The following is a 25,420-nucleotide window of genomic DNA, read 5'->3' as shown; positions in this document are numbered from 1 at the left end:
ATCCGTCGTTGATCTCCCCCGCGGTCGGTGTATACTCCCCTCCGCGCGTCGCCGGTCGCGAAGCGACGGCGTGCGCGGATGCCGAGGACACCGGGAGAAGCCGCGCCTGCCGCGGGGGAGGCGCCCGACGAAAGGAACCGTTCCGATGAGAGGGAAGACGAGACGCGCCGCCGGCATCGCCGGGTTTTTCCTGCTTTTCGCCGTCGCCGCGTCGGCGACGGATACGGCGAACAACGATTTCTACGACGACGTCGAGCTGCACGACCTGCGCGGACCGGCGCTCGCGATCGACGGGGAGGTCGTCTCGCCCGGCCCGGCGGCGACGGCGGGACTGCCCTGCAGGACGCTGATGCGCCGCGAGGCCCTCCTCGATGGCGAGGGCGCGCGGTTCGTCGGCGCGTACCGGTACGACGGGTGGTCGCTCTTCGACCTCCTCCGCGACACGGCCGTCGCCAAGCGGAACGAGGCGGAGTTCGGGCGAGTCATCGATCTCCTCGTCGTGGTCTCGAACGACCGCGGGGAGAAAGCGGTGTTGAGCTGGGGGGAGATCTTCTATCCCACCGAGCCCCACCGGATCATGATCGCCACGCGGGTGGCCCGCATCGTCCCGTCGAAGACGAAGGAAGAGTGGCCCCTCCCCGAGACGACCCGCCTCGTCGTCGCAGGCGATCTCCACGCCGAGCGGAGCATCGAGGAACCGAACCGCATCACCGTCCTCTCGCAGCCCCTCTCCTTTCCCGACCGCCGCGATGTCGAGCCGCTCCGGTCGCCGGCGATCGAAATCCTGCGGGACGGCATCGAGGTGGGACGGATCGCCCCGCCGCTTTCCGGCGGGACCCTCGCCTCCTACCGGGGGATCTACTACGGGCGCGGCCGGGGCTTCCACGCGGCCGCCACCTTCAGCGGGCCGACCCTCGCCGGGCTCCTGGCGCCCTTCCTGCCCGTCGAGGGCGATCTCCTGCGCCGCGGCTACCTCGTCATCGCCGCCCCGGACGGCTACCGCGTCACCGTCACCTGCGCCGAGCTGCTCGACCGCAACGACGGCCGCGAGTTCCTTCTGATCGACCGGGGAGCGGGGGAGTACGGCGGCCGGTATTCGATCTACCCGCCGATGGACTTCTTCTCCGACCGCGGGGTCAAGGCCGTCGCGCGGATACACCTGATGAGCGTGGAGTAGGAGCGGCGCGCGCGAAAAGCCGCGCGAGGCGAACCGGCGCCGGCGGGAGAGCGGGGAAAGCTCAGCCCCCGTGGGCGAGGTGGAAGACGCCGACCTTCGCGCCGTCCTCGAGGCGGCGCGAGGCGTAGTCGTGGTCGGGAACGAGCCGGCCGTCGACGGTGACCGTGATCAGCACGTAGTCGTACCCCATCGCGTCCAGCAGGTCCTGGACGGTCATCCCCTCGCGCCAGGGGACGCGGTCGCGGTCGTTGACGACGATCATTTGGTTTCCTCGCCGCCGCCGACGAGGAGCTCGACGGCGACGTTCGCCTGCATGTTTGCCACGATCGCCACGCGCGGCGCGCAGAGGCCGAGACTCATGTCGGTCTCCTCGTCGCCGCAGACGTGGATGCAGCCAGCCGAGTGGACGCGCAGGGCGTCCGTCGCGCCGAGACCGGCGAGCCCGCTCCCGACGACGATGTGGCGCCCGGGAAAGGACGTGCACCACGCCTCGATGAGCCAGCGTTTCGCCTCGGCGCGGTCGAAGGCCTCGACGAGAAGGTCGGCGTCCGCGAGGATTTCCGGCACGTTCGCCGGCGCCAGCTCGAGGTCGTGAAGTTGGAGGCGCACCGCCGGCACGATCCCGCGGAGCCGGTCGGCGAGGGCTTCGACCTTCGGCCGGCCCATGTCCTCCTCGAAGAAGAACTGGCGGTTGAGGTTCGATCTCTCGACGCGGTCGTGGTCGATGAGGATGAGTTCGCCGACGCCGGCGCGGACGAGCGAGACGGCGGCGTTGGAGCCGATTCCCCCGCAGCCGGCGATCCCGACGGTTTTTCGCCGGAGGATCTCCGTCGATCCGGGCACGTTCCGTTCGAAGATCGTCTCTTTGGTCATCCCCCGGCCTTCTCGACGACCGCCACGATCTCCGGCAGATCGATGCCGAGCTCCCGGAGCCGTTCGACCGTCGGCACGCCGTCGGCGGTCCAGCCGCGGCGCGCGTAGGTGACGTCGACCGTCTTGTTGTACCGGTCCATCCTGAACTCGCGGAGCAGCCGGACCTTCTCGGCGGTGGTCTTCCCCGCCGGGTCGATGCCGGCCTCGTCCCTGAGCTGCGTGTCGTAGCGCTCGGCGCGAGACTCGTATTCCGTCTCCGTCACGGGGCCGACGGCGCGGTAGGGGGGCATGTCGTCCTTGCGGGTGCCGAAGCCGAACATGCGGGCCATGACGCGCTGGAGGTTGTGCACCCGGGCCGACTGCTCGAGCATCCCCTCCTCGTCGAGAGGCCGGCCGGTCATCCCCTCGTAGAACTTGAAGAAATCCTCGACGTGTTCGGGGACCTTCGCCGCCTCGCTCGGCGGGTACGTCTTGTTGCTCAGCGGGACGACGTCGTTCCAGAGGAGCTTGCAGAGGCCGTGCAGGCCGAACCAGGTCCGCCACAGCGGATAGTAGTAGAGCGCCTCGGCCTTGTCCTCGAAGGAGGGGATCTGGTTGTTGACCATGTCCATGAAGATCAGCCACGCCTCGTCGTGCTGCGGCCCCTTCACCGCCATCGTGTAGCCGATCTGCTGCGCGAGCGATTCCTTGCAGACGTACTCGGAGTACTCGAGACCCTTGACCTCCATCCCGATGTCCTGGAGGAAGGCGGGGTCCGCGCCGAGCTCGGCCGTCCACTTCTCCTTGAGGCGCCGGATGCCCTGTCCCACGTCGACGCCGAATCCCTCGCCCCGCGCCATCTCGTGCAGGCACTCGAGGACCTCGGCGGTCGCGCCGAAGCGGAGCTCCTTGCCGCCGGTCTGCTCGACGCCGATCACGCCGTTCTCGAAGCATTCCATCACGAAGGCCATGCAGGTGCCCACCGAGATCGTGTCGACGCCGTAGGTGTCGCAGTAGAAGTTGAACTCCGCGGCGAAATCGCCGTCGAAGCATCCCATGTTGGCGCAGGCCGCCGCCGTCTCGTACTCGGGGCCGTCCACCGTCACGATCTCGCCCCTGTAGGGGCCGGTCTTGATCTCGAAGCCGTCGATCGTCTTGGCGCACGCCATCGAGCAGCCCTTCCAGCAGCCGTCGGGCATCGACTGCGTGAAGTAGCTCTTCTTGAGGGTCACCGAGTTGATCTTCGGCGTGTCCTCGTGCTTGCCGTACTGGTAGTTGAGGACGGGCAGGAGGTCGTAGGCGTCCATCACGTCGACGATGTTCGCCGTGCCCACCTCGCGCATCCGGCACTGGTTCTTGTCGAGCGTTGCCATCTCGGCGTTGATCCGCATCCCGTAGTCGCGGATGAGCTGCGGATCGACCGGATGGTTCATGTCGTCGATGATCTCGATCGCCCCGGTCGGGCAGACGTAGGCGCAGGAGGTGCAGCCGATGCAGTGGGGATCGACCTCGCCGAAGGGCATCGCCATGTGGCGCTTGATCCCGCGGCCGGCGAAATCGAGTATCCGCTCGATGATGAACTCCTCGCAGGCCCTGACGCAGTGGCCGCAGAGGATGCAGGCCTTCGGGTTCTCGTCGGTGAGGGGGGACCGGTACTTCTCCGCGTCCGTCGCTCCGCAGAGCCTGGCGATCGACTGGATCGTCGGCACGTTCGGCCAGCGGCCGAGGTACATCTCGGCGAGGCGTTTGCGGTGCGTCTTCACCTTCTTTGTCGAGGAAAAGACGGCGATGTCGCCCCGCACGGGGAAGTTGCACGAGGTGACGAGCTTCCGTTTGCCACGCTGCTCCACCTCGACGACGCAGAGGCGGCAGAGCCCCGCGGGGGTGAGATCCTTGTGGTGACAGAGGGTCGGCACGGCGACGCCGTTGTCCCGGAGGACGTCGAGGAGATACGTTCCCTCGACGACCTCGACCCGCTTCTCGCCGTCGATGACGACGGTGTGTTTCCCGGTAGCCATTACTTGACCTCCACGGCGTCGAACCTGCAGACCTCGTGGCAGATGCCGCACCTGATGCATTTCGTCTCGTCGATCGTGTGCATGCCCTTCGGTTCCCCGGCGATGGCGTCGACGGGGCAGTTCCTGGAGCACAGGTGGCAGCCGGTGCAGTTGTCGTTGATCGAGTAGGCGACGAGCGCCTTGCAGACGCCCGCGGGGCACCGCTTGTCCTGGATGTGGGCGTCGTACTCGTCGCGGAAGTACCTGATCGTCGAGAGGACCGGGTTGGGGGCGGAGCCGCCGAGCTGGCAGAGGCTCGTTTCCCGCACCGTGTCGCAGAGCTCCTCGAGCTTCCCGACGTCCCCCTCGACTCCCTCGCCGCCGGTGATGCGGGAGAGGATCCGGTGCATCTGGTAGAGGCCCTCGCGGCAGGCGGTGCACTTGCCGCAGGACTCGTCCATGAGGAATTCGATGAAGTAGCGCGCGATGTCGACCATGCAGGTGTGATCGTCCATGACGATCATGCCGCCCGATCCCATCATCGAGCCGGCCTCGGAGAGGGAATCGAAATCGACCGGCATGTCGAGCTTTTCGGCCGGCAGGCAGCCGCCCGAGGGGCCGCCCGTCTGGACGGCCTTGAAGAGGCGGCCGTCCGGGATGCCGCCGCCGATCTCCTCGACGATCTCGCGCAGCGTGATCCCCATCGGGACCTCGACGAGGCCCGTGTTGCGGACGTCGCCGACGAGCGAGAAGACCTTCGTCCCCGAGGAGCCGTTCCAGGGGCTCTTCGAGACGTCGCCCGAGCCGATGCCGGCGAACCACGCGGCGCCCCTGCCGACGATCTCGGGGATGTTCGCCCAGGTCTCGACGTTGTTGAGCACCGTCGGCTTGTCGCGGAAGCCGTACTCGACCGAGTGCACGTACTTGGCGCGCGGCTCGCCGGGCTTGCCGGCCATCGAGGCCATCAGGGCGCTCGATTCGCCGCAGACGAAGGCGCCCGCGCCCCGGTGCACGTGGATGTCGAAGGAATGCCCGGAGCCGAGGATGTCGTCGCCGAGGATGCCGCGGGCGCGGCACTGATCGATCGCCCTGCGCAGGCGCACGAGGGCGAGGGGATACTCCTTGCGGAGATAGATGAACCCCTGCCTCGCGCCGACGGCGACCGAGCCGATGATCATGCCCTCGATGACCGAGTGCGGATCGGTCTCGATGATCGAGCGGTCCATGAAGGCTCCCGGGTCTCCCTCGTCCGCGTTGCAGACGACGTAGATCTCCTCGTCGCGTTCCCGGGCCGCCTTCCACCCCGATTCCCATTTCACGCCGGCGGGGAAGCCGCCGCCGCCGCGGCCGCGGATCCCCGAGGCCGTCACCTCGGCGCGGATATCGGCCGGCGCCATGTCGCCGAGGGCCTTCTTCAGCGCCTCGTAGCCGCCGCGCGCGATGTAGTGTTCGATCTTCTCCGGATCGATCAGCCCCTTGTTCCTGAGGGCGATGAGCTGCTGCTTGCTGAAGAACGCGATCTCGTCCATCGTTTCGTTGACCGCGCCGCTCACCGGGTCGGTGTGGAGGAGCCGTTCGACGACGGCGCCGCCGGCGAGGGCGTCGACGATCTCGTCGACGTCCGTCTCCTTCACCTTCTGGTAGAAGGTGCCCGCCGGCTGGACGACCACGATCGGACCCATCGCGCAGAAACCGTTGCAGCCCGTCCCGACGACGAGCCAGTCTTTCTCCATCTTCCGCTCGCGGAGCGCCGCCTCGAGCCTGTCGCGGATGGCGAAACCGCCGGCCGAGACGCAGCCCGTCCCGGTGCAGACCATCAGCATGCCCGCGTAGCCCGCGGCAACCTCTCTCTCCTTCGCGGCGATGTCCGCGAGGTCGCCGGGGCCGAGGGGTGTCGCCGCCCGCGGGGCCGCCGCGGCCGGACTCTTCCTCGCGCCGCCGCCGCCAACCGCCGCGGCGAGGAGCTTCTCGACGTCCTTGCTCTTGACGTTCCCGAAGACCTCGTCGCCGATCTTGACGACCGGCGCGATCGAGCAGGCGCCGAGGCAGGCGACCGCGTCGAGCGTGTATTTCCGGTCGGGCGTCGTCTCGCCCGTCTTCACGCCGAGGACGCGCTCGAATGAATCGAGGATCTTCGCCGAGCCCTTCACGTGGCAGGCGGTGCCCATGCAGACCTGGATGACCGTCTCTCCCCGCGGTTCGAGCGTGAAGGCCTTGTAGAAGGTGGCGATGTGGTAGAGGTGGCTCTTCGGCTTGCCGGTGAGCCGTTGTATCTCCTCGATCGCCGTCTTCGAGACGAAGCGGAAGCGGTCCTGGATGTCCTGCATCATCTCGATGACGTACTCCGGGTCGCTGTTCCACCGCTCGACGATCGCCCCGATCTCCTCGACCTCGCCGGCGCACGCCTGCGCGGGGATCCGCTTCGGCCGGATCATCGAGGCCACGGGGCTTTCCTCGATCCGCCAGGCGGGCGTGATCTGGCGGTTCTTGCAGACGACCGCCTTGACCATCTTGTTGCGGAAGACCGAACCGATGCCGCCGCGGCCGGCCTGCTTGATCCGGGCGGCGGACCGGCGCCAGTCCCAGAACGAGAAGTTGAGGACGCCCATCCGGGTGTGCTCGGCGCCGCGTCCGGCGGAGACGACGGCGATGTTGCGCCGGTCGATATCGTCGACGGCGTACATCGCGGTGAGCTCCTCGGCGAGCAGGTGCGAGTCGACGCTCTCCAGCGGGGCCTTCTCGATCGACACGCGTCCGGCGACGGCGTCGATGAGGACGATCACGTCCTCCTTCGCCTTGCCCGTCACCATGAGGGCGTCGAAGCCGGCGAACTTCAGGTAGGGGCCGAAGTAGCCGCCGACGTTGCAGTCCATCATCATGTGGGTCGCCGGCGACACGGCGGTCACGAGCGTCTTCCCCGAGCCGGGAAAGGAGGTGGTGCCGCCGAGGGGGCCGGCCGAGAAGCAGATCGGGTTCTCCGGGCTGTCCCACTTCGTCTCGCCGGTGACCTCCCGGAGGGTCAGCCAGAGGTCGAAGCCCTTCCCGCCGGTCCAGAGCTCCTTCATCCGTTCGTCGACCGGGTGGATGGAGATCTCGTTCGTTCCCACGTCCACCCGCAGCCAGCGGTTCGCGTAGCCCCGATCGAGCTGGACGACCTCGAAGGGGAATTCGCAGAGGACCTCGTGGGCTGTCTTCATCTTCTCGATGCGTTTCTCGGGCATCCGGACGATCCTCCTCGTCGAGACGATTATCGTGGATTTCGCCTGCTGTCAGGGCTAGAAATATACAACAGCGCCTTTTTAGTATAAAGCACGAATTTTCGTAAAGTTGATGCGCGGGGGCCGCGCCGCGGCGCGCTTCCACGGCTTTCATCTCTTTTCATGACAACATGTTGCGTTCCCGGAAGCGCGGCCTGAACCGGCGGGCCGGACCTCTCCGGGCGGGGGAAGGCCGGTCACCGCGCCGGGCGGCGGCGCAGCGATCCGATATGTCCGAATGAACATATCTGTTGACTTCGAGGCGCCGGATTATTTCCATACGGAAGAGAGCCGCCCGGCGCCCTCTCGTCTTCATCCCGGAGGATTCATGTCCCGCGCGAAACGTCTCCGGCGTCTCGCCGTCCTGCTCGTCGCCGCCTCGCCCCTTTTCGCGGGGGGGATCTCGTGCGGCGGCGATACCGACGACATCATCGTCTTCCACGCGGGGAGCCTGTCGGTGCCCTTCCGGCGGATCGCCGACGACTTCGAGGCGGCGCACCCCGGCGTGCGCGTGCTCCTCGAGGCGGCGGGAAGCCGCTCCTGCGCGCGCAAGATCGCCGATCTCGGCCGCCCGGCCGACGTGATGGCCTCGGCCGACTACACGGTGATCGACGAGTTGCTCATCCCCGAACACGCGTCGTGGAACATCCGGTTCGCAAGCAACGAGATGGCGATCGTCTACCGGACAGGTTCAACCCGCGCCGGCGAGATCTCGGTGGAGAACTGGCACGAGGTGCTCCTCGACGACGCGGTCGCCTTCGGCCGCTCCGATCCCGACAGCGATCCCTGCGGGTACCGCGCCGTGCTCACGGCGAAGCTCGCCGAGCGTTATTACGGCGTCCCGGGGCTCGCCGCCCGGCTTCTCCGGAAGGACGGGGCATTCATCAGGCCGAAGGAGACCGATCTCATCGCCCTCCTCGAATCGGGGGCGATCGACTACGCCTTCCTCTACCGGTCCGTCGCCATGCAGCACGGTCTTCCCTTTCTCGTCCTGCCCGACGAGATCAACCTGAAACGGGCCGATCTCGCCGGGCTCTACGCCGCGGTCGAGGTCGAGGTGTCCGGCAGGCGGCCGGGAACGACGATCGTGAAGCGCGGGGCGCCGATGGTCTACGGGGTGACGATCCCGCGGCAGGCGCCGCACCAGGCGCTCGCCCTCGCCTTCGTCGAGTATCTCCTCGACGCGGAGAGGGGCATGGCCGCGATGGAGGCGGCCGGGCAGCCCTCGGTCGTGCCCTCGCCGACCGATTCCTGGGAGGCGCTCCCGGCGCGGCTGCGGCGTTTCGCCCTGCCGCCGGCCGGCGGCAGGGACGCGCCGGAGGGGGGCGCATGACGCAACGGACCGAGCCGGCGCACCTCGTCTTCGCCGCCCTCGGCGGACTGGTGCTTCTCTTCATCGTGGCGCCGCTCGCCGGGATGTTCTTCTCGACGACGCCCGCGGAGCTCGTCGACACGGCGACCGAGCGCGAGGTGGCCGCAAGCGTTCGCCTGACCCTCCTCGCCGCGATGGGGGCGACTCTCCTCTCGGCGATCGGCGCGATCCCCCTCGCCTGGCTTCTCGCCCGGCGAACGTTTCCGCTCAAGCCGCTCGTCAACGGGATCGTCGACGTGCCGATCGTCATCCCCCATTCGGCGGCGGGGATCGCGCTCCTCGGCGTCCTCTCGCCGGGCACGCCGGTCGGAGAATTGGGCGAGGCCGTCGGGATCCGCTTCGTCGGCGGCCCGGCGGGGATCATGGCGGGGATGGCCTTCGTGAGCGTTCCCTTCCTCGTGAACGCGGCGCGCGACGGTTTCGCCGCCGTCCCCGTCCAGCTCGAGCAGGCGGCCCTCAACCTCGGCGCCTCGCCGCTGCGCGTCTTCCTCACGATCTCCGTTCCCCTCGCCTGGCGCTCGATCCTCTCGGGGCTGATCATGATGTGGGCGCGGGGGATGAGCGAGTTCGGGGCGGTGCTCGTCATCGCCTACCACCCGATGATCACGCCGGTGCTGATCTACGAGCGCTTCGGCGCCTTCGGGCTGAAGTACGCCCGGCCCGTCTCGGTGCTCTTCATCGCGATCTGCCTGGCCTTCTTCCTCGCGCTCCGCGTCGTCGCGGGAGGGAGGCGCCATGCTGCGCGTTGATGGCCTCTCGAAGCGTCTCGGCGATTTCGCGATCCGCGACGTCTCCTTCGAGGCGGCCCCGGGTGAGTACCTCGTCCTCCTCGGCGAGTCGGGGGTCGGCAAGACGATCCTCCTCGAGACGATCGCCGGGCTCATCCCGCCCGACGGGGGGCGGATCTTCCTCGGAGGGCGCGATATCACCTCCGAGCGCATCCAGCGCCGGCGGATCGGTCTCGTCTTCCAAGGACAGTCGCTCTTCCCGCATCTCTCCGTCCGGGGCAACGTCGCCTACGGGCTCGGGGGGCGGCGGGGCGCCGACCGGGCGGGCAGGCGGGCGCGCGTTGCGGACGTCGCCCGACAACTGGGGATCGAGTTGCTCCTCGATCGGCGGCCGGGCACCCTCTCGGGCGGGGAGGCGCAGCGCGTCGCCCTCGCGCGGGCGCTCGCGCCCGCGCCGGAGGTCCTCCTCCTCGACGAGCCCCTCTCCTCGCTCGACGCCGGCGCGCGGTCGGGGCTCCGCCGGCTGCTCCGGCAAATCAACCGCGACGGCGTGACGGTCGTCCACGTGACCCACGACTACGAGGAGGCGATCGCGCTCGCCACGCGCGTCGGGGTGATGGAGCGGGGGAAGATCGTGCAGGCGGGAGAACCGCGGGAGGTCTTCCGCCGCCCGGCGTCATCCTTCGTCGCGCGGTTCGCGGGGATCGGCAATTTCCTTCCCGGGATCCTCGCCCGCGAGGGCGGCCGGGCGAGGATTTTCTGCGACGGGATTTCCCTCGACCTCGTCGACGACGGTCCGGCGGGGGAGGGGCACGTCGTCATCCGGGGCGAGGACGTGACCCTTTCGGTCGGGAGGCCCGATTCGGGCGCGCGCAACGTCCTGGCCGGCGTCGTGGTCGACACCGTCCCGGTGCGCTTCGGCGTGGAGGTGACGGTCGACGTTGGCGTCGAGCTGTCGGCCCTTCTCGCGCACGACCGGGTCGAGGCGCTCGGCCTGCGTCCGGGCGTCCGCGTCTGGGCGAGCGTGAGGGCGGGGGACGTCCGGTTTCTCAGGAGGTGACGCCGTGCGGAACGTGCGGCCGCGACTGAAACTCTACTTGCGCGCTTCCGGCGAGGAGGGGCTTTTCGGCGACGGCACCGTGCAACTCCTCTCCGCCGTGCGGGAGCGGGGGTCGATCGGGGACGCGGCCCGGTCGCTCGGGCGGGGCTACCGGAAGGCGTGGGGCGACATCAGGCGCGCGGAGGCGGCCCTCGGGCGCACGCTCGTCGAGACGTCGCGCGGGGGGCCGGGGGGAGGCTCCACCGTCCTCACCCCCTTCGGCCGGCAGCTGCTCGCCGCGTGGGACGGCTACCGGGAGGAGGTTTCCTCGTGCATGGGAAAGGCGTATACTCTTTATCTCGAGACGCTGGTGGAAGGAGACGACGATGAGTGACGAAACGATCGGCGACGCGGTCGAGGCGGCCGCCGTCGAGCGCGACGGCAAGCGGGTGCTCTACTGCGCGCGGGCCTTCGAGATCGCCGCCGGGCGCGGGGTGGCCGTGCGGGCAATCGGCGAGGCCTGCAACGACCGCGGCGTGAAGATCGTCGGGTGCCAGCTCGGCTGCTTCGACTAGGAGGAACCGCGTGAAGACGATCGTCGTGTCCGGCGCCCGGTCGAACGTCGGCAAGACCGCCCTCGCCGGGGCGATCCGCCGGCTCCTTCCCGGGGCCGTGCACGTGAAGATCGGCCACGGAAAGCGCAAGCCCGGCGGGGGGAACGCCTTCTACCCCGTCGGCACGCCGTGGGAACGGATCGCGGAGGCGCACGGAAACGCGCCCTGGCTCGTCGTCGAGAGCAACCGCGTCCTCGCCGAGATCGACGCCGACTGCGTCGTCTACCTCGCGGCCGACCGGCCGAAGCCATCGGCGGCCCTCGCCCGGCGGCGCGCCGACATCGTGCGGGGGCTGCCCGTCGGCGCCGGCGAGTTGCGGCGCCTCGCCACGGAACTCGGCGTCGACGAGGAGACGATGCGGCGGATCGCGCAACTCGCCGGCGCGACGGAACAGGGCGGGGAGACGGGAACGCGCGTCGCGGACGAAGCCGCGGCAAAACGGAAGCGGGAAACGTGAACACGGGAGAGACGATACCCTTCAACGAGGCCTTCCGGCGCATCATGTCGGCGGTTCCGCCCGGAACGGCGGCTGCCCCGCTCGGGACGGAGACGGTTTCGCTCGATGCGGCGGCGGGCCGCATCCTCGCGGCCGACGTGCGGTCGGACGTGGACATGCCCCCCTTCGACAAGTCGGCGATGGACGGCTTCGCCTGCCGGGCCGCCGACCTCGGCCGGCCCCTCGAGATCGTCGGCGAGATCCCCGCGGGCACGATCCCGCCGTTCGCGGTCGGTCCGGGCGAATGCGCGCGGATCATGACGGGCGGCGTTCTCCCCGGGGGGGCCGACACGGTCGTCATGGTGGAGCACACGGAGATCAGGGACGAACGGATGGTCGTCACGCGCCGGAGCGAAGCGAGGAACGTCTGCCGCAAAGCCGAGGACGTGCGGGAGGGGGAGGTCGTTCTGCGGCGCGGGACGCTCGTCACCTCCGCCGAGACGGCCGTCCTCGCCGCGGTCGGCTGCGTCGAGGTGCCCGTCGCGCGCCGCCCCGTGCTCGGGATCGTCGCCACGGGGAGCGAGCTCGTCGAGCCCGCCGAGCGACCGTCGGGGGCGATGATCCGCGATTCCAACGGAGCGCAGCTCGCGGCCCAGGCGGCGGCGGCCGGCTGCATCCCCCGCTGTCTCGGCATCGCCGGGGACGCGCCGGAGACGATCGGCGCCGTGATCGACCGGGCGCGCGGCGCGGTGGACGTCTTCCTTTTCTCCGGCGGCGTCTCGATGGGGGCGTACGATTTCGTGCCGGCGGTCCTCCGCGGCCGCGGCTTCGAGCTGCTCGTCGAGAAGATCGCCATGAAGCCGGGCAAGCCGACCGTCTTCGGCCGCGGCGACGGCGACTGGGTCTTCGGCCTGCCCGGCAATCCCGTCTCCGTCTTCCTCGTCTTCGAACTCTTCGTCCTGCCCTTCTGCCACCGCCTGATGGGCAGGGAGCACCGGCCTCTCGTCGTCACGGGGGTGCTCGCCTCGCCGATCCGGCGGCGACGGTTTGATCGCCTCGCCCACGTCCCGGTGAGACTCGGCCCGGAGGGCGCCATCCACCCCGTCGAGTATCACGGCTCGGCGCACATCCACGCGTACGCGGCGGCCGACGGTTTCGTGGCCGTGCCCGTGGGGGTCGGGGAGATCCCGGCCGGCACGCCGGTACGCGCGACCGTCATCCGGCTCTCGCCGGCGGGGGAGGAGAAGCGGCCGTGCTGAACGATCAGGCGGGACGGCATATCGACTACCTGCGGATCTCGGTGACCGACCGCTGCAACTTCCGCTGCGTCTACTGCATGCCGCCCGGGGGGATCGCCCTCAAGCAGCACGACGAGATCCTCTCCTTCGAGCGGATCGCCGAGGTCGCCCGCGCCGCGGCCGGGCTGGGCATCTCGAAGATCAGGCTCACCGGCGGCGAGCCCCTCGTCCGCCGCGGCCTCCCCGATCTCGTCGCGTTGCTCGCGCCGATCGAGGGGATCGGGGAGGTATCGATGACGACGAACGGCTCGCTCCTTTTCCCGGAGACGGCTCGGGCCCTGAAGCGGGCCGGGCTCGCCCGCGTCAACGTCTCGCTCGACACCCTCGACGCGGAGCGCTTCCGCGAGATCACCCGCGGCGGGGAGATCGTCGAGGCGGTCGCGGGGATCGTGGCGGCGAGGGAGGCGGGGCTCGATCCGGTGAAGGTCAACATGGTCGTCTTCGACGGGACGACGCCGGAGGAGATCGACCGCATGCGGGGTTTCTGCGGGGCGAACGGACTCGTGCTGCAGACGATCAGGCGGTTCCGGCTCGACGGGCGGCCCGACGAGAGCCGGTGCCCGCACGTTTGCGACCGGCCGCTTCCCTGCGAGCGGTGCAACAAGATCAGGCTCACCGCCGACGGGTTCCTCAAGCCCTGCCTCTTCGACGACCATGAGATCCCCGTGGATTTCGAAGACGTCGAGGGAAGCCTGCGGCGGGCCGTCCGGGAGAAGCCGCGCCGGGGCACGGGGTGCGTGAGCAGGAGCATGAACGAGATCGGAGGATGACGTGACGGATTTCTCGCACATCGACGGGCGCGGCCGCGTGCGGATGGTCGACGTCTCGGGCAAGCCCCCGCTCCGGCGGACGGCCGTCGCCGCCGGCGAGGTGACCATGCGGCCGGAGACGATCGAGCGGCTTCGCGCGGGCGCCCTGGCGAAGGGGGAGGCCCTCGCCGCGGCGAGGATCGCCGGGATCCAGGCGGCCAAGCGCACGGGAGAGCTCATCCCCCTCTGCCACCCCCTTCCCCTCGACCACGTCGCCGTCGACCTCGTTTTCCGCGAAAACCGCGTCGAGATCGAGGCGACGGCGGTGACGACGGCGCGGACCGGCGTCGAGATGGAGGCCCTGACGGCCGTCGCCGTCGCGGCCCTCACCCTCTACGACATGTGCAAGGCGGTCGACCGGGAGATGACGATCGGGCCGATCCGGCTGACGGAGAAGACGAAGGAGGAGCCGTGAGGAGGACCTTCGGAATCGTATCGCTGAACGTCTCGGCCAGAACGGGAACGACGAAGACCCCCGTCGAGCGGGTCGAGCTGCGCGAGGATCACGGGATCGTCGGCGACGCCCACGCCGGGCCGGGAAACCGCCAGGTCTCCCTGCTCGGCATCGAGGACGTCGACTCGATGAGAACGAAGCTCCCCGAACTCGAGCCGGGGGATTTCGCCGAGAACGTCACGACGCGCGGGATCGATCTCCCCGCACTGCCTCTCGGCACGCGGCTCGAGATCGGCGAGGCCCTGCTCGAGGTGACGAAGATCGGCAAGGAGTGCCACCGCGGCTGCGAGATCCTCCGGAAGACGGGGGACTGCGTCATGCCGCGGCGGGGCATCTTCGCCCGCGTCGTCCGCGGGGGGGAGGTGAGACGTGAGGATACTGGTGCTTACGATCTCTGACCGCGCCGCGCGCGGGGAATACGAGGACCGTTCCGGTCCGGCGGTGGCCGGGGCGATCGCCGCGGGGATCCCCGGCGCCGTGATCGAACGCCTCGTCGTCTCCGACGAGCCGGCCGGCATAGAGCGGGTGATCCGGTCGCGCGACGACGTCGACGCGATCCTGACGACCGGCGGCACGGGGCTCGGCCCGCGCGACCACACGCCCGAGATCACGCGCAACCTCTGCGACCGGCTCGTGCCGGGGATCGGCGACTACCTGCGGATGAAATCCCTCGAGCAGACGATCCACGCCGTCACCTCGCGCGGGACGGCCGCCGTGCGGGGGCAGACCCTCGTCGTGAATCTTCCCGGTTCGGTGGAGGGGGCGGCCTACTGCGCCGGGCTCCTCGTGCCGATCCTGCCGCACGCCGTGCGGATGATCCGCGGCGAGGGGCACTGAGAGCGGCGTCAGGGCCCGACGGGCGAGGCGGTGAGCTGCCGCTGTCCCGTGCCGTCGGCGTTCATGATCCAGATCGTTCCGTTGGCCGGCGTGTATTCGCGTATCGCATACCTGACGTATGCGATGCGCGAGCCGTCCGGCGACCAGCACGGCTCGCCGCCTCCGCCGTCGGTCAACCGGAGCGGGTTCCCGCCGCCTGCGTCCACGATCCAGATGTCGCATCCCGCGGACGCGTCGTTTGAACGATGCGCGCAGGCGATCCGCGAGCCGTCGGGCGACCAGGCGAGTTCCCAGTAATAGCCGTGGGGAGTTCCCAGGGGCGTCATGACGTCGCTCGTCATGTCGTACGTCCACAGCGCTCCCTGCGACGAGCCCCACTCGTTGTCGCCGACGAAGACGAACAGCCGGTCATCGGGCGACCAGCTGATGCCGTGCGGACCGTCCTTCCTGAACAGCTCCTCACCCGTCCCGGCGTCGAAGATGCGGATCCCGCCGAACGAGCAGGCGATCCTGCTCCCGTCGCTCGACCAGTCCGGCCAGAGGCATCCGCCCCCGGTGGTCAGTTGTCGCGGGTCGGAGCCGTCCGCGGCGATGGTGAAGAGGTCACGGTCGTGGACGAAGGCGATCCGCGAGCCGTCCGGCGACCATGCCGGTTGCCTGCCGATCGGCGAGATGCGGCGCGGGTCGCCGCCGTCGATGTCGATCAGCCAGAGACCGGCGAGGTCCTCGTCGATACGGGATGTGCCGTCGAGCGGGTCGACGTCCACGACGCCGAAGTGATGATAGGCGATCGTCGAGCCGTCGGGCGACCAGGCCGGACCGGCGTCGATCATCGGGTACACGATCAGCCAGTCCAACAGGCTGTCGGCGGGCTCGACCGCGGACTCGTCGCACCCCGATCCCGTCATCGCGACGCATGCGATCGCGGCGACGAGCAACGGTCGATACGGACGGCGCATCTTCCATCCCTCCCCCGTGGCGCCTGTGGCGCGTATTGTCTGTATGCTGCTGTCATGTCCATGCCGGTGCGCGGGATGCCGATGGACGCGAACCGATCATGTAAACGATTGTTCACATGGTGTTCGTTTCTGCCGATCATGTTGTGTTCGGGGGGATCCCTCTATGCCTAAATGATAAGTCAAATGCAAAAATCGTGTCAATCGGAAAATTCCGGATTGTGTCATTGCCGCCCCCGGGACGGTCTGATGCGGACGGAACCGCTTTCTCCGGCCGCGCGCGGCCGCTTCGATGGAGGACGACATGCGACGACTGCTCTCGCTGCTCATCGCCGGGACCCTGATCCTCGGCTGTTCGGACGACGCCACCGGCCCCGTCGACGACGGCGGGGGCGACACCGAAGAGGCCTTCCTCGTCTCCTGGTCCCTCGACGCGGGACGCGCCGCGTCGTCGACCGTGACCGCCGCGGGGGGCGGGACGCTCGTCGCCACCGACGCCGACGGCGTCTCGTACACGCTCGAGGTGCCCCCCGGCGCCCTCGGCGGCGACACCCTCGTCACGATCACTCCCTTCGCGTCGCTCTCCATAGAGGGGCCGGGGCTGACCGTCTGCGAGGGCTGCGCGCCACCCGACACCCTCTGCTGCGTGCGCGGGGCGCTCTTCGAGCCCGCGGGGCTCGCCTTCGACACGACGGCGGTCCTCACCATCCACTACCCGGTCGCCGTGCCGATGCCTCCCGACACGATGGGTCGTATCGTCCTGCTCGGCGACGATCCGGCCGTCTACGCCCCCTGCTCGACGTCGGTCGACGCGGGGGCGAGGACGATCGAGACGGGGATTTCCCACTTCAGCGGCTACGGGACGGACGCCCCCGACTGCGATCGACTCACGGGCGCGTTCATCGAGGCGCGCGACCGCATGACCGCCCTCGAGGGCACGGCGATGTTCTACGGGGCGGCGGGGGACTTCTGGTCGCTCCGCCGGTCCGGCATCCATTGCGACGGGTACGGGACGTGCGTCGAGGTCTGCCCGGGGCTCGCCGACGGCGTCGACTCCTGGATCGAGCTCTCGGCCGCGAACCACGGCGCGGCCCTCCAGTCCTTCTTCGCCGGGGAACCGGCCGACTGGTCGACGATCGACGCCCTCGTCGGCCACGCGGACGCCGCTCTCCGCCTCGCCGCGGCCTGCCCCTCTGTCGGGCGGTCCGACCTCCGGGCCACCATCCTCGGCATCATCCGGGAGAAGGCCGGCGTCATCGCCGACGAGGCCTGGGCGGCATGCGAAGACGACCGCTGCGACGAGGGGCGCAGCGCCCTCTCCTCTCTCGTCGATCTCGCCGACCGGGGCTACATCGAGGACGCGGCCTTCGCGCAACTCCTCCGGGACCGCTACGAGGACTGTTGCGGGGGCTGGAACCTCTCATTGTCGGTCGACAACACGACGATCCTCCGCGCGATCATCCAGCCGGGGGACGAGACGATGACCTCGGCCACCTTCACGATGACCGTGACGACCGCCTCGGGGGAGCCGGTGGCGGACAAGTACGTCGATCTCTACTGGGACGAGGATCGTTTCATCGGCGGGGGCACGACCGACGAGAGCGGCGTCGCCCGGAAGTCCATCGGGGTGCGCGACCTCGGCTCCGGCGACCGGTTCAATTGCGCCGGAAGCGTCGTGAAGGAGGTCTACGCGAAGATCTATGATTCGTCCTCATCGACGAACTACTTCTCCGATGCGGTTACGATCACCTTCCGGAACTTCGTCGTCTCGGCGACCGTCTCCTATACGTATACCTTCGACGAGTACGAGGACGCCGAGAACTACGGCTCCGGGTCGGCGTCGGTGTCGGGAGGCGGGTGGAACTACGGCAACTCCGCGGCGTTTTATATCTGCGACAATGCGTTCAACGGCACCCTCCGGCGTTCGTACTCCTCGTCGGGCTGCACGAACGGCGAGTGCGGGACGAACACCTTCATCGACGGCCTGGAGTACGAAAAGTGCCTCCTTCGCCCGAACCTGGAATCGGTCCTGCTCGACAACGGCACGGTCACCTACCGTCTCGTCAGCCTCACATTCAACACGGTCGGCGTGCCGGGGCAGGCCTGGATGGAACTGTGCAAGGAGGGGGAGTGCGACACGAGTCTCGTCTACGTGAGCGCCTGGGCGCCGTGGCCCGCCGTGCCCTCCCTCTGGGAAAGCGTCGACGGGGTCATCGAGCCGCTCACCTGGTCGCTGGAATCCGAGACCGAGAACGCGAACCTCTCGATCGTCGTCGAGGCGTACTACTAGGGGAGTGGCGCGAGCGGGGAGGGCGAATGACGGAACGGCCACCCGGATCGTAATCGCCTGTCAATATTGAAGTTGTAAGGCGTGTCGGGGCCGCCTTTGCCGCCCGGCGCCCATCCGTCAAGAACGGGTTGCGGTTCCGTTCGATCTTCGTCGCATCGCCGGCGACCCCAGATTTGCGGTTGACATAAATCGTTGTCGTATGGTACAATTTGCATTGTCGAGTAAGTAAACGGTATCTCCAGCGTTAAGATGCGGAAAGGAGGCCTAGGTTACCCCCGAGTATCGACAACCTTGGGTCCCAAACCTTGCTGTAAGGTTTAGGAGGTTATGAGGATGTTCAAAGGAAAAGTTCTGCTTTTCTCTTTGCTGCTCGTCTTGGCGACTTCTCTCTACGCAGGCGATGTTGACAACTGCGAGAGCGAATGCGCAGTGTCGTGCGTCGGCATGCGGGTTTCGATCTGTCCCGCCGGCGACTTCGAGTTCATTTCGGCCGGTTGTGGTGGCGACAGCGACTACATCGAGGTCTACGTGCGTGACGCCGGCGGCCTGGGAATCGCAAACATTCCCTGGACCGACTACTGGTTGAACGCGTGCGACCCCGCCGAGGAGTTGTGCCTGTGCGCCAACGCCGTCGTTGCTGACTCGCTCACCAACGACGAAGGTCGGACGACCATCTCCGGGCGCATCGCCGGCGGTGGCTGCATCACGACGGGCGGCGTGTACCTCGCCGTACAGGGCAAGCAGCTTCTCGCGAAGCCGGATTGCCTTGATCCGATTTGCATGGCCATGATCATCGTCAGCCCGGATCTGACGGCCGACTGCGAAGTCACGCTGTCCGATCTCGGCGTGTTCGGTCTGAGCTACAACAAGGCTCTGGGCGATGCTGGTTACAACACTTGCTGTGACTTCAACGACGATGATCAGTGCAACCTGAGTGACTTCGCCTTCATGGGCGAGCACTACCTGCACGAGTGCTTCTAAATTGAGTCAAGCGAGTAATCTGCGACCTTGATCATGCATCAGATGGGCTGCAACGATAGGGGAGTTAGATTATGAAGAGAGTATTGCTGTCTCTGGCGGTAGCTCTCCTCCTGCCGAGCATGCTGACTGCCGCGACGATGGGCGCGTACTTCTCGTACACGCCGGGTCAGATGACCTCATCGCCGCCGCCGTTCGTAGCGTTCGACGTCTACCTGTTCATTCACAACGCGGAAGCCTACGTGACCGCGGTTGAGTACAAACTGGAGACGCCGGGAGATCCGACCCACGTGTTTTTCGCGATCGGTACCGTCGAGTATCCCGACAACAAGGCCGTCAACCTTGGCGATCCTTTTTCGGGCCATTCGATCTCGTACTGGCCGCCCCTGAACGGCTACGTTCCGGGGTATAACCTGCTCTGCTCGTTCCCGGCATTCCTCACGGAGCCCTGCTGGAACGATGGCGGGCTGGTTAGCGACTACATGCTCGTGATCGGACCGCACCCGGGCAGCGGAGAACTCCGCGGTACGTATTCCCCGGACAACGACTTCTTCCCGATCATCGGGCTGACCTCACTGCTCTGCCCGAGCGAGATCGCGACGGAAGACGCGAGCTGGGGCGCTATCAAGTCCCTGATCAAGTAGGGGACGAGGGGAAACATCGTTGGGTCTGTGGCTGGGTGAGGATGTGAGTCATCCAGCCACGGAACAACGAGGCGGAAGGGGGTGGTCGGGTAGACATCGTAGCTATGGCTATTCGGCACCACCGCTTTCTGAAACCGATACGGGTTGCAACAATGGATATGTTGGCTGCTTTCTCACCTAGGAGGAACAACAAGATGAGGAAAGCATTACTGCTTGCAGCCGCGATGATGTTCATCACGGGCGCCGCCGTCGCCGGTCCGTGGGGCTACATGGCCCTCTACACCGACGCCAACCACACGGTCTGCGAGGCCATCAGCCCCGGCGGATTCTACATGGCCGAGATGTGGATCTGGTGTCTGCCCAGCGACAACGGCCAGATGTGCGCCGAGTTCTCGATCGGCTACCCTGCCGACATCATCACGAGCACGGTCACCCCGAACCTTGACATCATCTCGGTGACGCTGGGCGACCTGCTTAACGGCATGAGCGTTTGCTACAACGCGTGCCAGGACGACTGGAACTGGCCGTTCCACCAGACGCTGTACCTTACCGGCATGGTTCCCGAGTTCGTGACGATCAACCCGCATCCCGACACGGGTGCGGTCTCCTTCGCGAACTGCCTCGAGGGCTTCCCCATGGAGCCGGCCGTCATCCTGAATCACCTGGCCATCAACCAGGCGTGTGAGATCGGGACCGAAGAGGCCAGCTGGGGCGCGATCAAGGGCATGCTCGAGTAGTCGTTCGCCGACTGCTCAGTGGAGTCTGTCCGAAATTCAGGAGGGGGGCTCCCTGACAACAGGGAGCCCCCGTTCCGTCCGAAAGGGGGTGACAATTCGCCCCGACAGCAACAGATGAGAACACCGGTTCTCTGTCGATCGACACCGTTGGTTCGCTCTACCTCAGGAGGACTTCAGAAATGAAGAGGACTTTACTGCTCTCCGCTGCCCTGCTTCTCGTTTCCAGCCTCGCCTTCGCCGGCCCGGTCGGCTACATGGGTCTCTACGCCGACGTCGACCACTCGGTCTGCGAGGTCATCAATCCCGGCGGATTCCTGCCCTTCACGATGTGGATCTGGTGCCAGCCCAGCGACAACGGCCAGATGTGCGCCGAGTTCTCGATCGCCTATCCCCCGACCGTGATCCAGAGCACCGTCACGCCGAACGCGGCCTTGATCTCGGTCACCCTGGGCGACCTGCTCAATGGCATGAGCGTCTGCTACGTCGGCTGCCAGCACGACTGGAACTGGCCGTTCCAGCAGATGAACTACCTGACCGACACCAGCCCCAACTACATCACGATCAACGCGCATCCCGACACCGGCGAGATCTCCTTCGCGAACTGCCTCGAGGGCTTCCCGATGGAGCTTGCCGTCGTGACGAACCACCTGGCCCTCAACCAGCCGTGCGAGATCGCCACGGAAGAGGCCAGCTGGGGCGCCATCAAGGGTATGCTCGAGTAGTCGGCATCCCGACAGTCCGATCTGCCATACGGGGGACCCCTGCCGGGGGTCCCCCGTTTCGTTCGGCCCGGCGGGATTTTCGCCTTGTCCGGCGACCGGCGGCGGGTTACTTTTAAGACAGGCCGGGGCGCGCGGATCGCGGCCCCGGCCACCTTCGGGCCCCTGGCGGGTATCCCCTGGAAAGAAAGGACCGTCCGCTTGAAGAGGGATCGATTCACGCAGGGCTGGATCGTCGCGCTGCTCCTCTGCGCAGCCGGGGCGGCGTGGGCGGCGACGCCGGGGACGCGCATCCTCTCCTCGACCGCCTCCTCGGTGACCTTCGAGATCGCGCTTCCCGCCCACGAGATCGTCGAGACGGCTGACGGGGCGCGGGTCGTCGTGCCGGGATTCGGCACCTTCTCGCCGCCTGGCTCGATCGAGGTGCCCGGACGGCTCTTTCCCGTCGCCGTGCCGCCGTCGGGGGAGGTGCGCACGAGCTGGCGTATCCTCTCCTCCGTCGATCTCGGCCCCCTCGATCTCGCGCGCGTGCGGGCGGAGCGCTTCGTCCCGGGAGCGGAGGACATCCCCGCCACGGAGAGCTTCCTGCCGGCCGATCCCCGCGCGGGGTTGGGGCTTCCCGCGGTCGTCGACGCGGGCCGGCCATCGATGATGGGACGCCTCCGCGTCCTGCCCGTGCGGGTCAACGCCCTCGTCGGGGAGGCGGGATCCTACGCCCTCGTCACGCGGCTCTCGGTGACCGTCACCTGGACCGCGCCGGCTCCCGGCGGCGGAGGTCTCGATGCCCCGCTCACGGGCGCCTGGCGGAGCCTCTACGACCGGACGCTCGTCAATCCCGGGGCGGCGGCCTCCCTGCGGCGTCCCGTCGACGACCGCCGCCCGCTCGGTCTGCCGGCGGCCGACGTGAAGCGGTTGAAGATCCACGTCGGCGAGACGGGCATCTACGCCCTGCGGGCCGATTCCCTCATCGCGTGCGGGATGAGCCCGGGGCTCGCCGTCGACGGCTTCGCCCTCAGGATGCGCTATCCCGCCGAAAGCGGCGACGACCCGCTCCGTATCGTCGAGGTGCCGGCCTTCGTCCTCGAGAACCCGTCGGCGAACGGGATCCTCGACGGCGACGACCGCATCTTCTTCTACGCAAGGCATATCAAGGACGACGGGGAGGCGATGGACGTCGATGCGCGTTTCACCGACCACAATGTCGTCTGGCTCGACGAGGAGACGGCAGGCGCCTTCATGGCGGAGGGGATCGCGCCCGCCGGCGGCGTGGCGCCCGCTCCCTTCCGCGCGCGCGCGGTCGCGCGGGAGGACGCGTACTATCACAAGCGCAACCGGCCGGGCAACCTCGATTTCTACTACATCCTCTTTCCCGAGCGCAGCGTCAACAACGTGCCCGTCCATCTCCGGAAGCCGGCGGACGCCGTCGCGGCCGTCGCGATCGACATCCAGGGCGCCGATCGCAACTCCGTGCGGCAGCGCCTCGCCTTCTCGATCAACGGCCACGCGCTCGGCACGGACTCGATCTCGTCCTACAACAGCAAGACGGAGGTCTTTCCCGCCGTCCCGGGCGAGTGGCTCCTCGACGGGGAGAACACCGTCACGATCGCGACCGACGAGGACTGGGGAGTGCTCGTCGACGAGGTCCGGGTGGATTACACGGGGCGGTTCGAGGCCGACGGCGACCGACTCGAGTTCGAGACGGGGCTTTCCATCCTCGGCATGACGGCGGTCATCCCCGGGTTCACCGCCGCGGGCGGGATCCTCTTCGACATCACGGAGACCGGGGCACCGACCGCGCGCGTCCTCGATCCCGCCGACTTCGTCGACGCGGGGGGCGGACTCTTCACGCTCACGCTCGATGTCCAGCCCTCCATGGACGTGCGGCGGCGGTTCGCGGTGATCGGCGAGAGGGGCGCGATGCGCGTGCCGAACCGCCTGATCGAGGCGGACGCGGCCTCGCGCCTCCTCGACGAACGGGGCCCCTTCAACGCGATCATGATCGTTCACGGCGATTTCATGGCCGAGGCCGAGGTCTATGCCGAGTACCGGCGAAACCAGGGATACCGCATTCTCGTGGCCGACGTGGCCGACGTCTTCGACGAGTTCAACGGCGGCCGGCCGCACATCGACGCGATCCGGCGCTTCGTCGCCCGGGGGGTGGATCGCTGGGGCGTCGAGTACGTGCTCCTCGTCGGCGACTCCAGCGAGGACCGCAAGGGCACGGCGACGAACTCGCCGCCCGATTTCGTCCCCTCCTACACCTACTGCACGAGCGTGCTCGGCACCTACTTCTACGACGAGGTCGTCTCGACCGACCGGTACTACTCCTTTCTCGACGAATCGCCTCCCGGGGTCGTCGGCGGACCGCTCGACGGCGGATTCCCCGACGTCTTCGTCGGCCGGATACCCGTCGGGAGCGGGATCGAGCTGCGCGCCGTGCGCATCAAGATGGAGCGGTTCGAGACGGCCGAGCCGGGCGAGACGTGGCGCCGCAGGGTGCTGCTCTTCGCCGACGACGCGTGGTCGGGCGGCGGCAACGACTACCGGCGCGTCTCGGGGGAGGATCGCTTCGAGTCCAGCATGGGCCTCGTCGGCGACTCGATCGAGGAGGCCCTGCCCGGCGGCTTCGACATCCAGCGTCTCTGGCTGTCGACGTGGACGGAGACGCCGCACCTCAACCCGGCCGGCGATCCCGGATCGCAGGTCTACAGCCGGACGGTGGATTCGGTGCGGACCTATTTCTCCTCCTACCTCGACCGCAAGCTCAACGAGGGGTGCCTCTTCTACTCCTTCCAGGGGCACGGCAACCGCTCGACGCTGACCACCGAGGCGGCCTTCGCCTCGCTGATCATCTACGACGACATCGACAGCCTCAGGACCGACCGGCAGCATCTCTTCATAGGGATCGGCTGTCATATCAGCGAATTCGCCCGCGCCAGCGAGCTCAGCCGCGCGATCGACGGGAAGAACGGCGACTGCCTCACCGAGCAGCTCCTCTTCAAGCCCCTCGCCGGGGCGGTGGGCACCTACGCGAGCACCGGCTACGAGTATCTCGGGGAGAACGCGATCTTCTGCGAGACCCTCCACGAGGTCCTCTTCGCCATGGTCCCCACCGATTCCGTCCCGCCGGAAAAGGAGTACACCGGGGCCCACTGGACCTTCGGCGAGGCGCTCGTCGCGGCCGAGACCGAGCACATCGTCCGCCGCGGGGCCGGCGCCTACGAGCAGGTCTTCCGCTATCTCCTCCTCGGCGACCCGATGACGAAGATCGACCCGGGCGCGCCCCTGATGAAGCTCTTCGCCGACTGGGGATCGGGATTCGTGGAGACGCATCCCGACTCCTTCCGCGCCGTCGGCGGGAGCAACCGCTGCCGCCTCCGGTTCGAGGCGAGCGACGTCGTGGCCCTCGAGGGGATCGGTCTCGAGATCGACGGTGAGGACGTCACCGATTCGCTGGAGACGGTGCGCCTCGGCGACGAGGATCTCACCTACGCGCGCCGGTACCGCGCGGAGCTCGATTACACGGTCGCTCTCGAGGACGAGGCCCTCCTCTTCCGCGTCTTCAAGCCGGTTGGGATCGAGGCGGGATACGTCGAGGTCGCGCCCCGGACGACGATACGCCTCTTCTTCAACGACGACCTCGAGATCATGCCCGGCGGCAACAGCCCGCCGACGGGGGATTTCCGCGTCGAGGCGGATTTTCCCGCCTACATCGACCAGGCACCCCTCCTGTTCGTCGACGGTGTCCGTTTCGACCGGGCCGTCTTCGCCGTCCCGGATCCCGCCGACTCGCTGCACTGGGAGGCCACGTTCGCGCACACGTTCGCCGGAGGCGAGAACGTGCTCACCGTCCGGGTGGGCGAGTTCTCGCGCGACTTCATCTTCACGACGGGGGGGAACCAGTTCACCCTCGACGGTTTCAACTTCCCCAATCCCTTCGACGGCGGCACGAACATCGTCTTCACGCTCAATCTCGGCGCCGATTCGGGGGAGATCGACATCTACAACGTCAGCGGCGTCCGGATCCGCCGCCTCGCCGTGCCCGCCGACCGGCTCGATCCGGGGAAGCCGAATACGATCTGGTGGGACGGGCGGGACTCGGCCGGCGGCCGCGTGGCGAACGGCACCTACCTGTACATGATCCGCGTGCGTCTGGGCGGCGAGGAGCGGACCGTCACGGGCACGGCCGTCAAGCTCGAGTAGGCGGCGGATATTTTCCTTTACCG

General features: G+C 68.0%; 23 protein-coding genes. 18 read left to right on the top strand and 5 right to left on the bottom strand.

Going from position 1 to position 25,420, the window contains the following annotated elements; genetic code table 11:
- The first annotated feature begins 145 nt into the window (after positions 1-145).
- Positions 146-1,177 carry a hypothetical protein gene (locus JW876_04425; GenBank protein ID MBN1884754.1) on the top strand — a complete coding sequence of 344 codons (1,032 nt, stop codon included), beginning with the start codon at positions 146-148 and terminating at the stop codon, positions 1,175-1,177.
- A 61-nt stretch (positions 1,178-1,238) separates the two neighbouring features.
- Here the strand turns inward: JW876_04425 and thiS are convergent, their stop codons facing one another.
- Genes thiS through JW876_04405 form a run of 4 tightly spaced genes read right to left on the bottom strand, consistent with a single transcriptional unit; the run spans position 1,239 to position 7,247 of the window.
- Positions 1,239-1,439 (bottom strand): sulfur carrier protein ThiS, encoded by a 201-nt coding sequence (thiS, locus tag JW876_04420; GenBank protein MBN1884753.1) that lies wholly within the window; start codon positions 1,437-1,439, stop codon positions 1,239-1,241.
- On the bottom strand, positions 1,436-2,050 hold the full coding sequence (gene thiF, locus JW876_04415; protein MBN1884752.1) for a sulfur carrier protein ThiS adenylyltransferase ThiF: 615 nt from the start codon (positions 2,048-2,050) through the stop codon (positions 1,436-1,438). Before thiF ends, thiS begins: the two co-directional genes overlap by 4 nt.
- Complete coding sequence (locus JW876_04410) at positions 2,047-4,047, bottom strand: (2Fe-2S)-binding protein (GenBank protein ID MBN1884751.1); 2,001 nt, start codon at positions 4,045-4,047, stop codon at positions 2,047-2,049. Before JW876_04410 ends, thiF begins: the two co-directional genes overlap by 4 nt.
- The gene (locus JW876_04405) at positions 4,047-7,247 is read right to left on the bottom strand and encodes an NAD(P)H-dependent oxidoreductase subunit E (GenBank protein ID MBN1884750.1); all 3,201 of its coding nucleotides are present in this window, start codon (positions 7,245-7,247) and stop codon (positions 4,047-4,049) included. Before JW876_04405 ends, JW876_04410 begins: the two co-directional genes overlap by 1 nt.
- 364 nt (positions 7,248-7,611) lie before the next feature.
- Between JW876_04405 and JW876_04400 the strand changes: the two genes are divergently transcribed.
- From JW876_04400 to JW876_04350, 11 genes are read left to right on the top strand one after another with little or no spacing between them, the layout of a single operon-like run.
- Positions 7,612-8,616 carry an extracellular solute-binding protein gene (locus tag JW876_04400; GenBank protein MBN1884749.1) on the top strand — a complete coding sequence of 335 codons (1,005 nt, stop codon included), beginning with the start codon at positions 7,612-7,614 and terminating at the stop codon, positions 8,614-8,616.
- Positions 8,613-9,404, top strand: a complete 792-nt coding sequence (locus tag JW876_04395; protein ID MBN1884748.1) for an ABC transporter permease — start codon at positions 8,613-8,615, stop codon at positions 9,402-9,404. The genes JW876_04400 and JW876_04395 overlap by 4 nt, the downstream gene beginning before the upstream one ends.
- Positions 9,391-10,443 carry an ABC transporter ATP-binding protein gene (locus JW876_04390; protein ID MBN1884747.1) on the top strand — a complete coding sequence of 351 codons (1,053 nt, stop codon included), beginning with the start codon at positions 9,391-9,393 and terminating at the stop codon, positions 10,441-10,443. The genes JW876_04395 and JW876_04390 overlap by 14 nt, the downstream gene beginning before the upstream one ends.
- A gap of 4 nt (positions 10,444-10,447) precedes the next feature.
- Entirely contained in the window at positions 10,448-10,816 is a 369-nt protein-coding gene (locus tag JW876_04385) for a LysR family transcriptional regulator (GenBank protein MBN1884746.1), read from the top strand.
- Positions 10,809-10,997, top strand: coding sequence for a hypothetical protein (locus tag JW876_04380; protein MBN1884745.1), 189 nt, complete (start codon positions 10,809-10,811; stop codon positions 10,995-10,997). The genes JW876_04385 and JW876_04380 overlap by 8 nt, the downstream gene beginning before the upstream one ends.
- A gap of 10 nt (positions 10,998-11,007) precedes the next feature.
- Entirely contained in the window at positions 11,008-11,493 is a 486-nt protein-coding gene (locus JW876_04375) for a hypothetical protein (GenBank protein MBN1884744.1), read from the top strand.
- Positions 11,490-12,731: a molybdopterin molybdotransferase MoeA gene (locus tag JW876_04370; protein MBN1884743.1), complete on the top strand. Its 1,242-nt coding sequence runs from the start codon at positions 11,490-11,492 to the stop codon at positions 12,729-12,731. Before JW876_04375 ends, JW876_04370 begins: the two co-directional genes overlap by 4 nt.
- Positions 12,725-13,540, top strand: a complete 816-nt coding sequence (locus tag JW876_04365; protein ID MBN1884742.1) for a radical SAM protein — start codon at positions 12,725-12,727, stop codon at positions 13,538-13,540. The genes JW876_04370 and JW876_04365 overlap by 7 nt, the downstream gene beginning before the upstream one ends.
- Position 13,541: 1 nt before the next feature.
- The gene (moaC, locus tag JW876_04360; GenBank protein ID MBN1884741.1) at positions 13,542-13,994 is read left to right on the top strand and encodes a cyclic pyranopterin monophosphate synthase MoaC; all 453 of its coding nucleotides are present in this window, start codon (positions 13,542-13,544) and stop codon (positions 13,992-13,994) included.
- Positions 13,991-14,431 carry an MOSC domain-containing protein gene (locus tag JW876_04355; protein ID MBN1884740.1) on the top strand — a complete coding sequence of 147 codons (441 nt, stop codon included), beginning with the start codon at positions 13,991-13,993 and terminating at the stop codon, positions 14,429-14,431. Before moaC ends, JW876_04355 begins: the two co-directional genes overlap by 4 nt.
- Positions 14,403-14,870, top strand: a complete 468-nt coding sequence (locus tag JW876_04350; GenBank protein ID MBN1884739.1) for a MogA/MoaB family molybdenum cofactor biosynthesis protein — start codon at positions 14,403-14,405, stop codon at positions 14,868-14,870. Before JW876_04355 ends, JW876_04350 begins: the two co-directional genes overlap by 29 nt.
- A gap of 8 nt (positions 14,871-14,878) precedes the next feature.
- Here JW876_04350 and JW876_04345 read toward each other — a convergent pair whose 3' ends face one another.
- Positions 14,879-15,829: a PD40 domain-containing protein gene (locus JW876_04345; protein MBN1884738.1), complete on the bottom strand. Its 951-nt coding sequence runs from the start codon at positions 15,827-15,829 to the stop codon at positions 14,879-14,881.
- Positions 15,830-16,130: 301 nt separating this feature from the next.
- On the opposite strand from JW876_04345, the gene JW876_04340 reads away from it, so the two are divergent.
- The 6 genes from JW876_04340 to JW876_04315 all read left to right on the top strand — a co-directional run bounded on the left by JW876_04340 (position 16,131) and on the right by JW876_04315 (position 25,397).
- Positions 16,131-18,116 carry a hypothetical protein gene (locus JW876_04340; GenBank protein ID MBN1884737.1) on the top strand — a complete coding sequence of 662 codons (1,986 nt, stop codon included), beginning with the start codon at positions 16,131-16,133 and terminating at the stop codon, positions 18,114-18,116.
- Between the two features lie 333 nt (positions 18,117-18,449).
- Positions 18,450-19,097: a hypothetical protein gene (locus JW876_04335; GenBank protein ID MBN1884736.1), complete on the top strand. Its 648-nt coding sequence runs from the start codon at positions 18,450-18,452 to the stop codon at positions 19,095-19,097.
- Between the two features lie 71 nt (positions 19,098-19,168).
- Positions 19,169-19,738, top strand: a complete 570-nt coding sequence (locus JW876_04330) for a hypothetical protein (protein ID MBN1884735.1) — start codon at positions 19,169-19,171, stop codon at positions 19,736-19,738.
- Between the two features lie 194 nt (positions 19,739-19,932).
- Positions 19,933-20,475 (top strand): hypothetical protein, encoded by a 543-nt coding sequence (locus JW876_04325; protein MBN1884734.1) that lies wholly within the window; start codon positions 19,933-19,935, stop codon positions 20,473-20,475.
- Between the two features lie 179 nt (positions 20,476-20,654).
- Complete coding sequence (locus JW876_04320) at positions 20,655-21,197, top strand: hypothetical protein (protein MBN1884733.1); 543 nt, start codon at positions 20,655-20,657, stop codon at positions 21,195-21,197.
- 198 nt (positions 21,198-21,395) lie between these two features.
- On the top strand, positions 21,396-25,397 hold the full coding sequence (locus tag JW876_04315) for a hypothetical protein (GenBank protein MBN1884732.1): 4,002 nt from the start codon (positions 21,396-21,398) through the stop codon (positions 25,395-25,397).
- Positions 25,398-25,420 lie beyond the last annotated feature (23 nt).

This window comes from Candidatus Krumholzibacteriota bacterium, from assembly GCA_016931295.1.
In the GTDB taxonomy this organism is placed as follows: Bacteria; Krumholzibacteriota; Krumholzibacteriia; order Krumholzibacteriales; family Krumholzibacteriaceae; genus JAFGEZ01.
Note: the sequence above shows the minus strand (reverse complement) of the source record. Positions and strands in the feature narration are given on the sequence as shown.

Bases quoted from the DNA above. Each gene is read 5' to 3' on its own strand.
- JW876_04390 (MBN1884747.1), top strand. From the start codon at position 9,391: ATGCTGCGCGTTGATGGCCTCTCGAAGCGTCTCGGCGATTTCGCGATC.
- thiF (MBN1884752.1), bottom strand. From the start codon at position 2,050: ATGACCAAAGAGACGATCTTCGAACGGAACGTGCCCGGATCGACGGAG.
- JW876_04345 (MBN1884738.1), bottom strand. From the start codon at position 15,829: ATGCGCCGTCCGTATCGACCGTTGCTCGTCGCCGCGATCGCATGCGTC.
- JW876_04405 (MBN1884750.1), bottom strand. From the start codon at position 7,247: ATGCCCGAGAAACGCATCGAGAAGATGAAGACAGCCCACGAGGTCCTC.
- JW876_04325 (MBN1884734.1), top strand. From the start codon at position 19,933: ATGAGGAAAGCATTACTGCTTGCAGCCGCGATGATGTTCATCACGGGC.
- JW876_04400 (MBN1884749.1), top strand. From the start codon at position 7,612: ATGTCCCGCGCGAAACGTCTCCGGCGTCTCGCCGTCCTGCTCGTCGCC.
- JW876_04410 (MBN1884751.1), bottom strand. From the start codon at position 4,047: ATGGCTACCGGGAAACACACCGTCGTCATCGACGGCGAGAAGCGGGTC.
- thiS (MBN1884753.1), bottom strand. From the start codon at position 1,439: ATGATCGTCGTCAACGACCGCGACCGCGTCCCCTGGCGCGAGGGGATG.
- JW876_04330 (MBN1884735.1), top strand. From the start codon at position 19,169: ATGAAGAGAGTATTGCTGTCTCTGGCGGTAGCTCTCCTCCTGCCGAGC.
- JW876_04340 (MBN1884737.1), top strand. From the start codon at position 16,131: ATGCGACGACTGCTCTCGCTGCTCATCGCCGGGACCCTGATCCTCGGC.
- JW876_04425 (MBN1884754.1), top strand. From the start codon at position 146: ATGAGAGGGAAGACGAGACGCGCCGCCGGCATCGCCGGGTTTTTCCTG.
- JW876_04380 (MBN1884745.1), top strand. From the start codon at position 10,809: ATGAGTGACGAAACGATCGGCGACGCGGTCGAGGCGGCCGCCGTCGAG.
- JW876_04395 (MBN1884748.1), top strand. From the start codon at position 8,613: ATGACGCAACGGACCGAGCCGGCGCACCTCGTCTTCGCCGCCCTCGGC.
- JW876_04335 (MBN1884736.1), top strand. From the start codon at position 18,450: ATGTTCAAAGGAAAAGTTCTGCTTTTCTCTTTGCTGCTCGTCTTGGCG.
- JW876_04320 (MBN1884733.1), top strand. From the start codon at position 20,655: ATGAAGAGGACTTTACTGCTCTCCGCTGCCCTGCTTCTCGTTTCCAGC.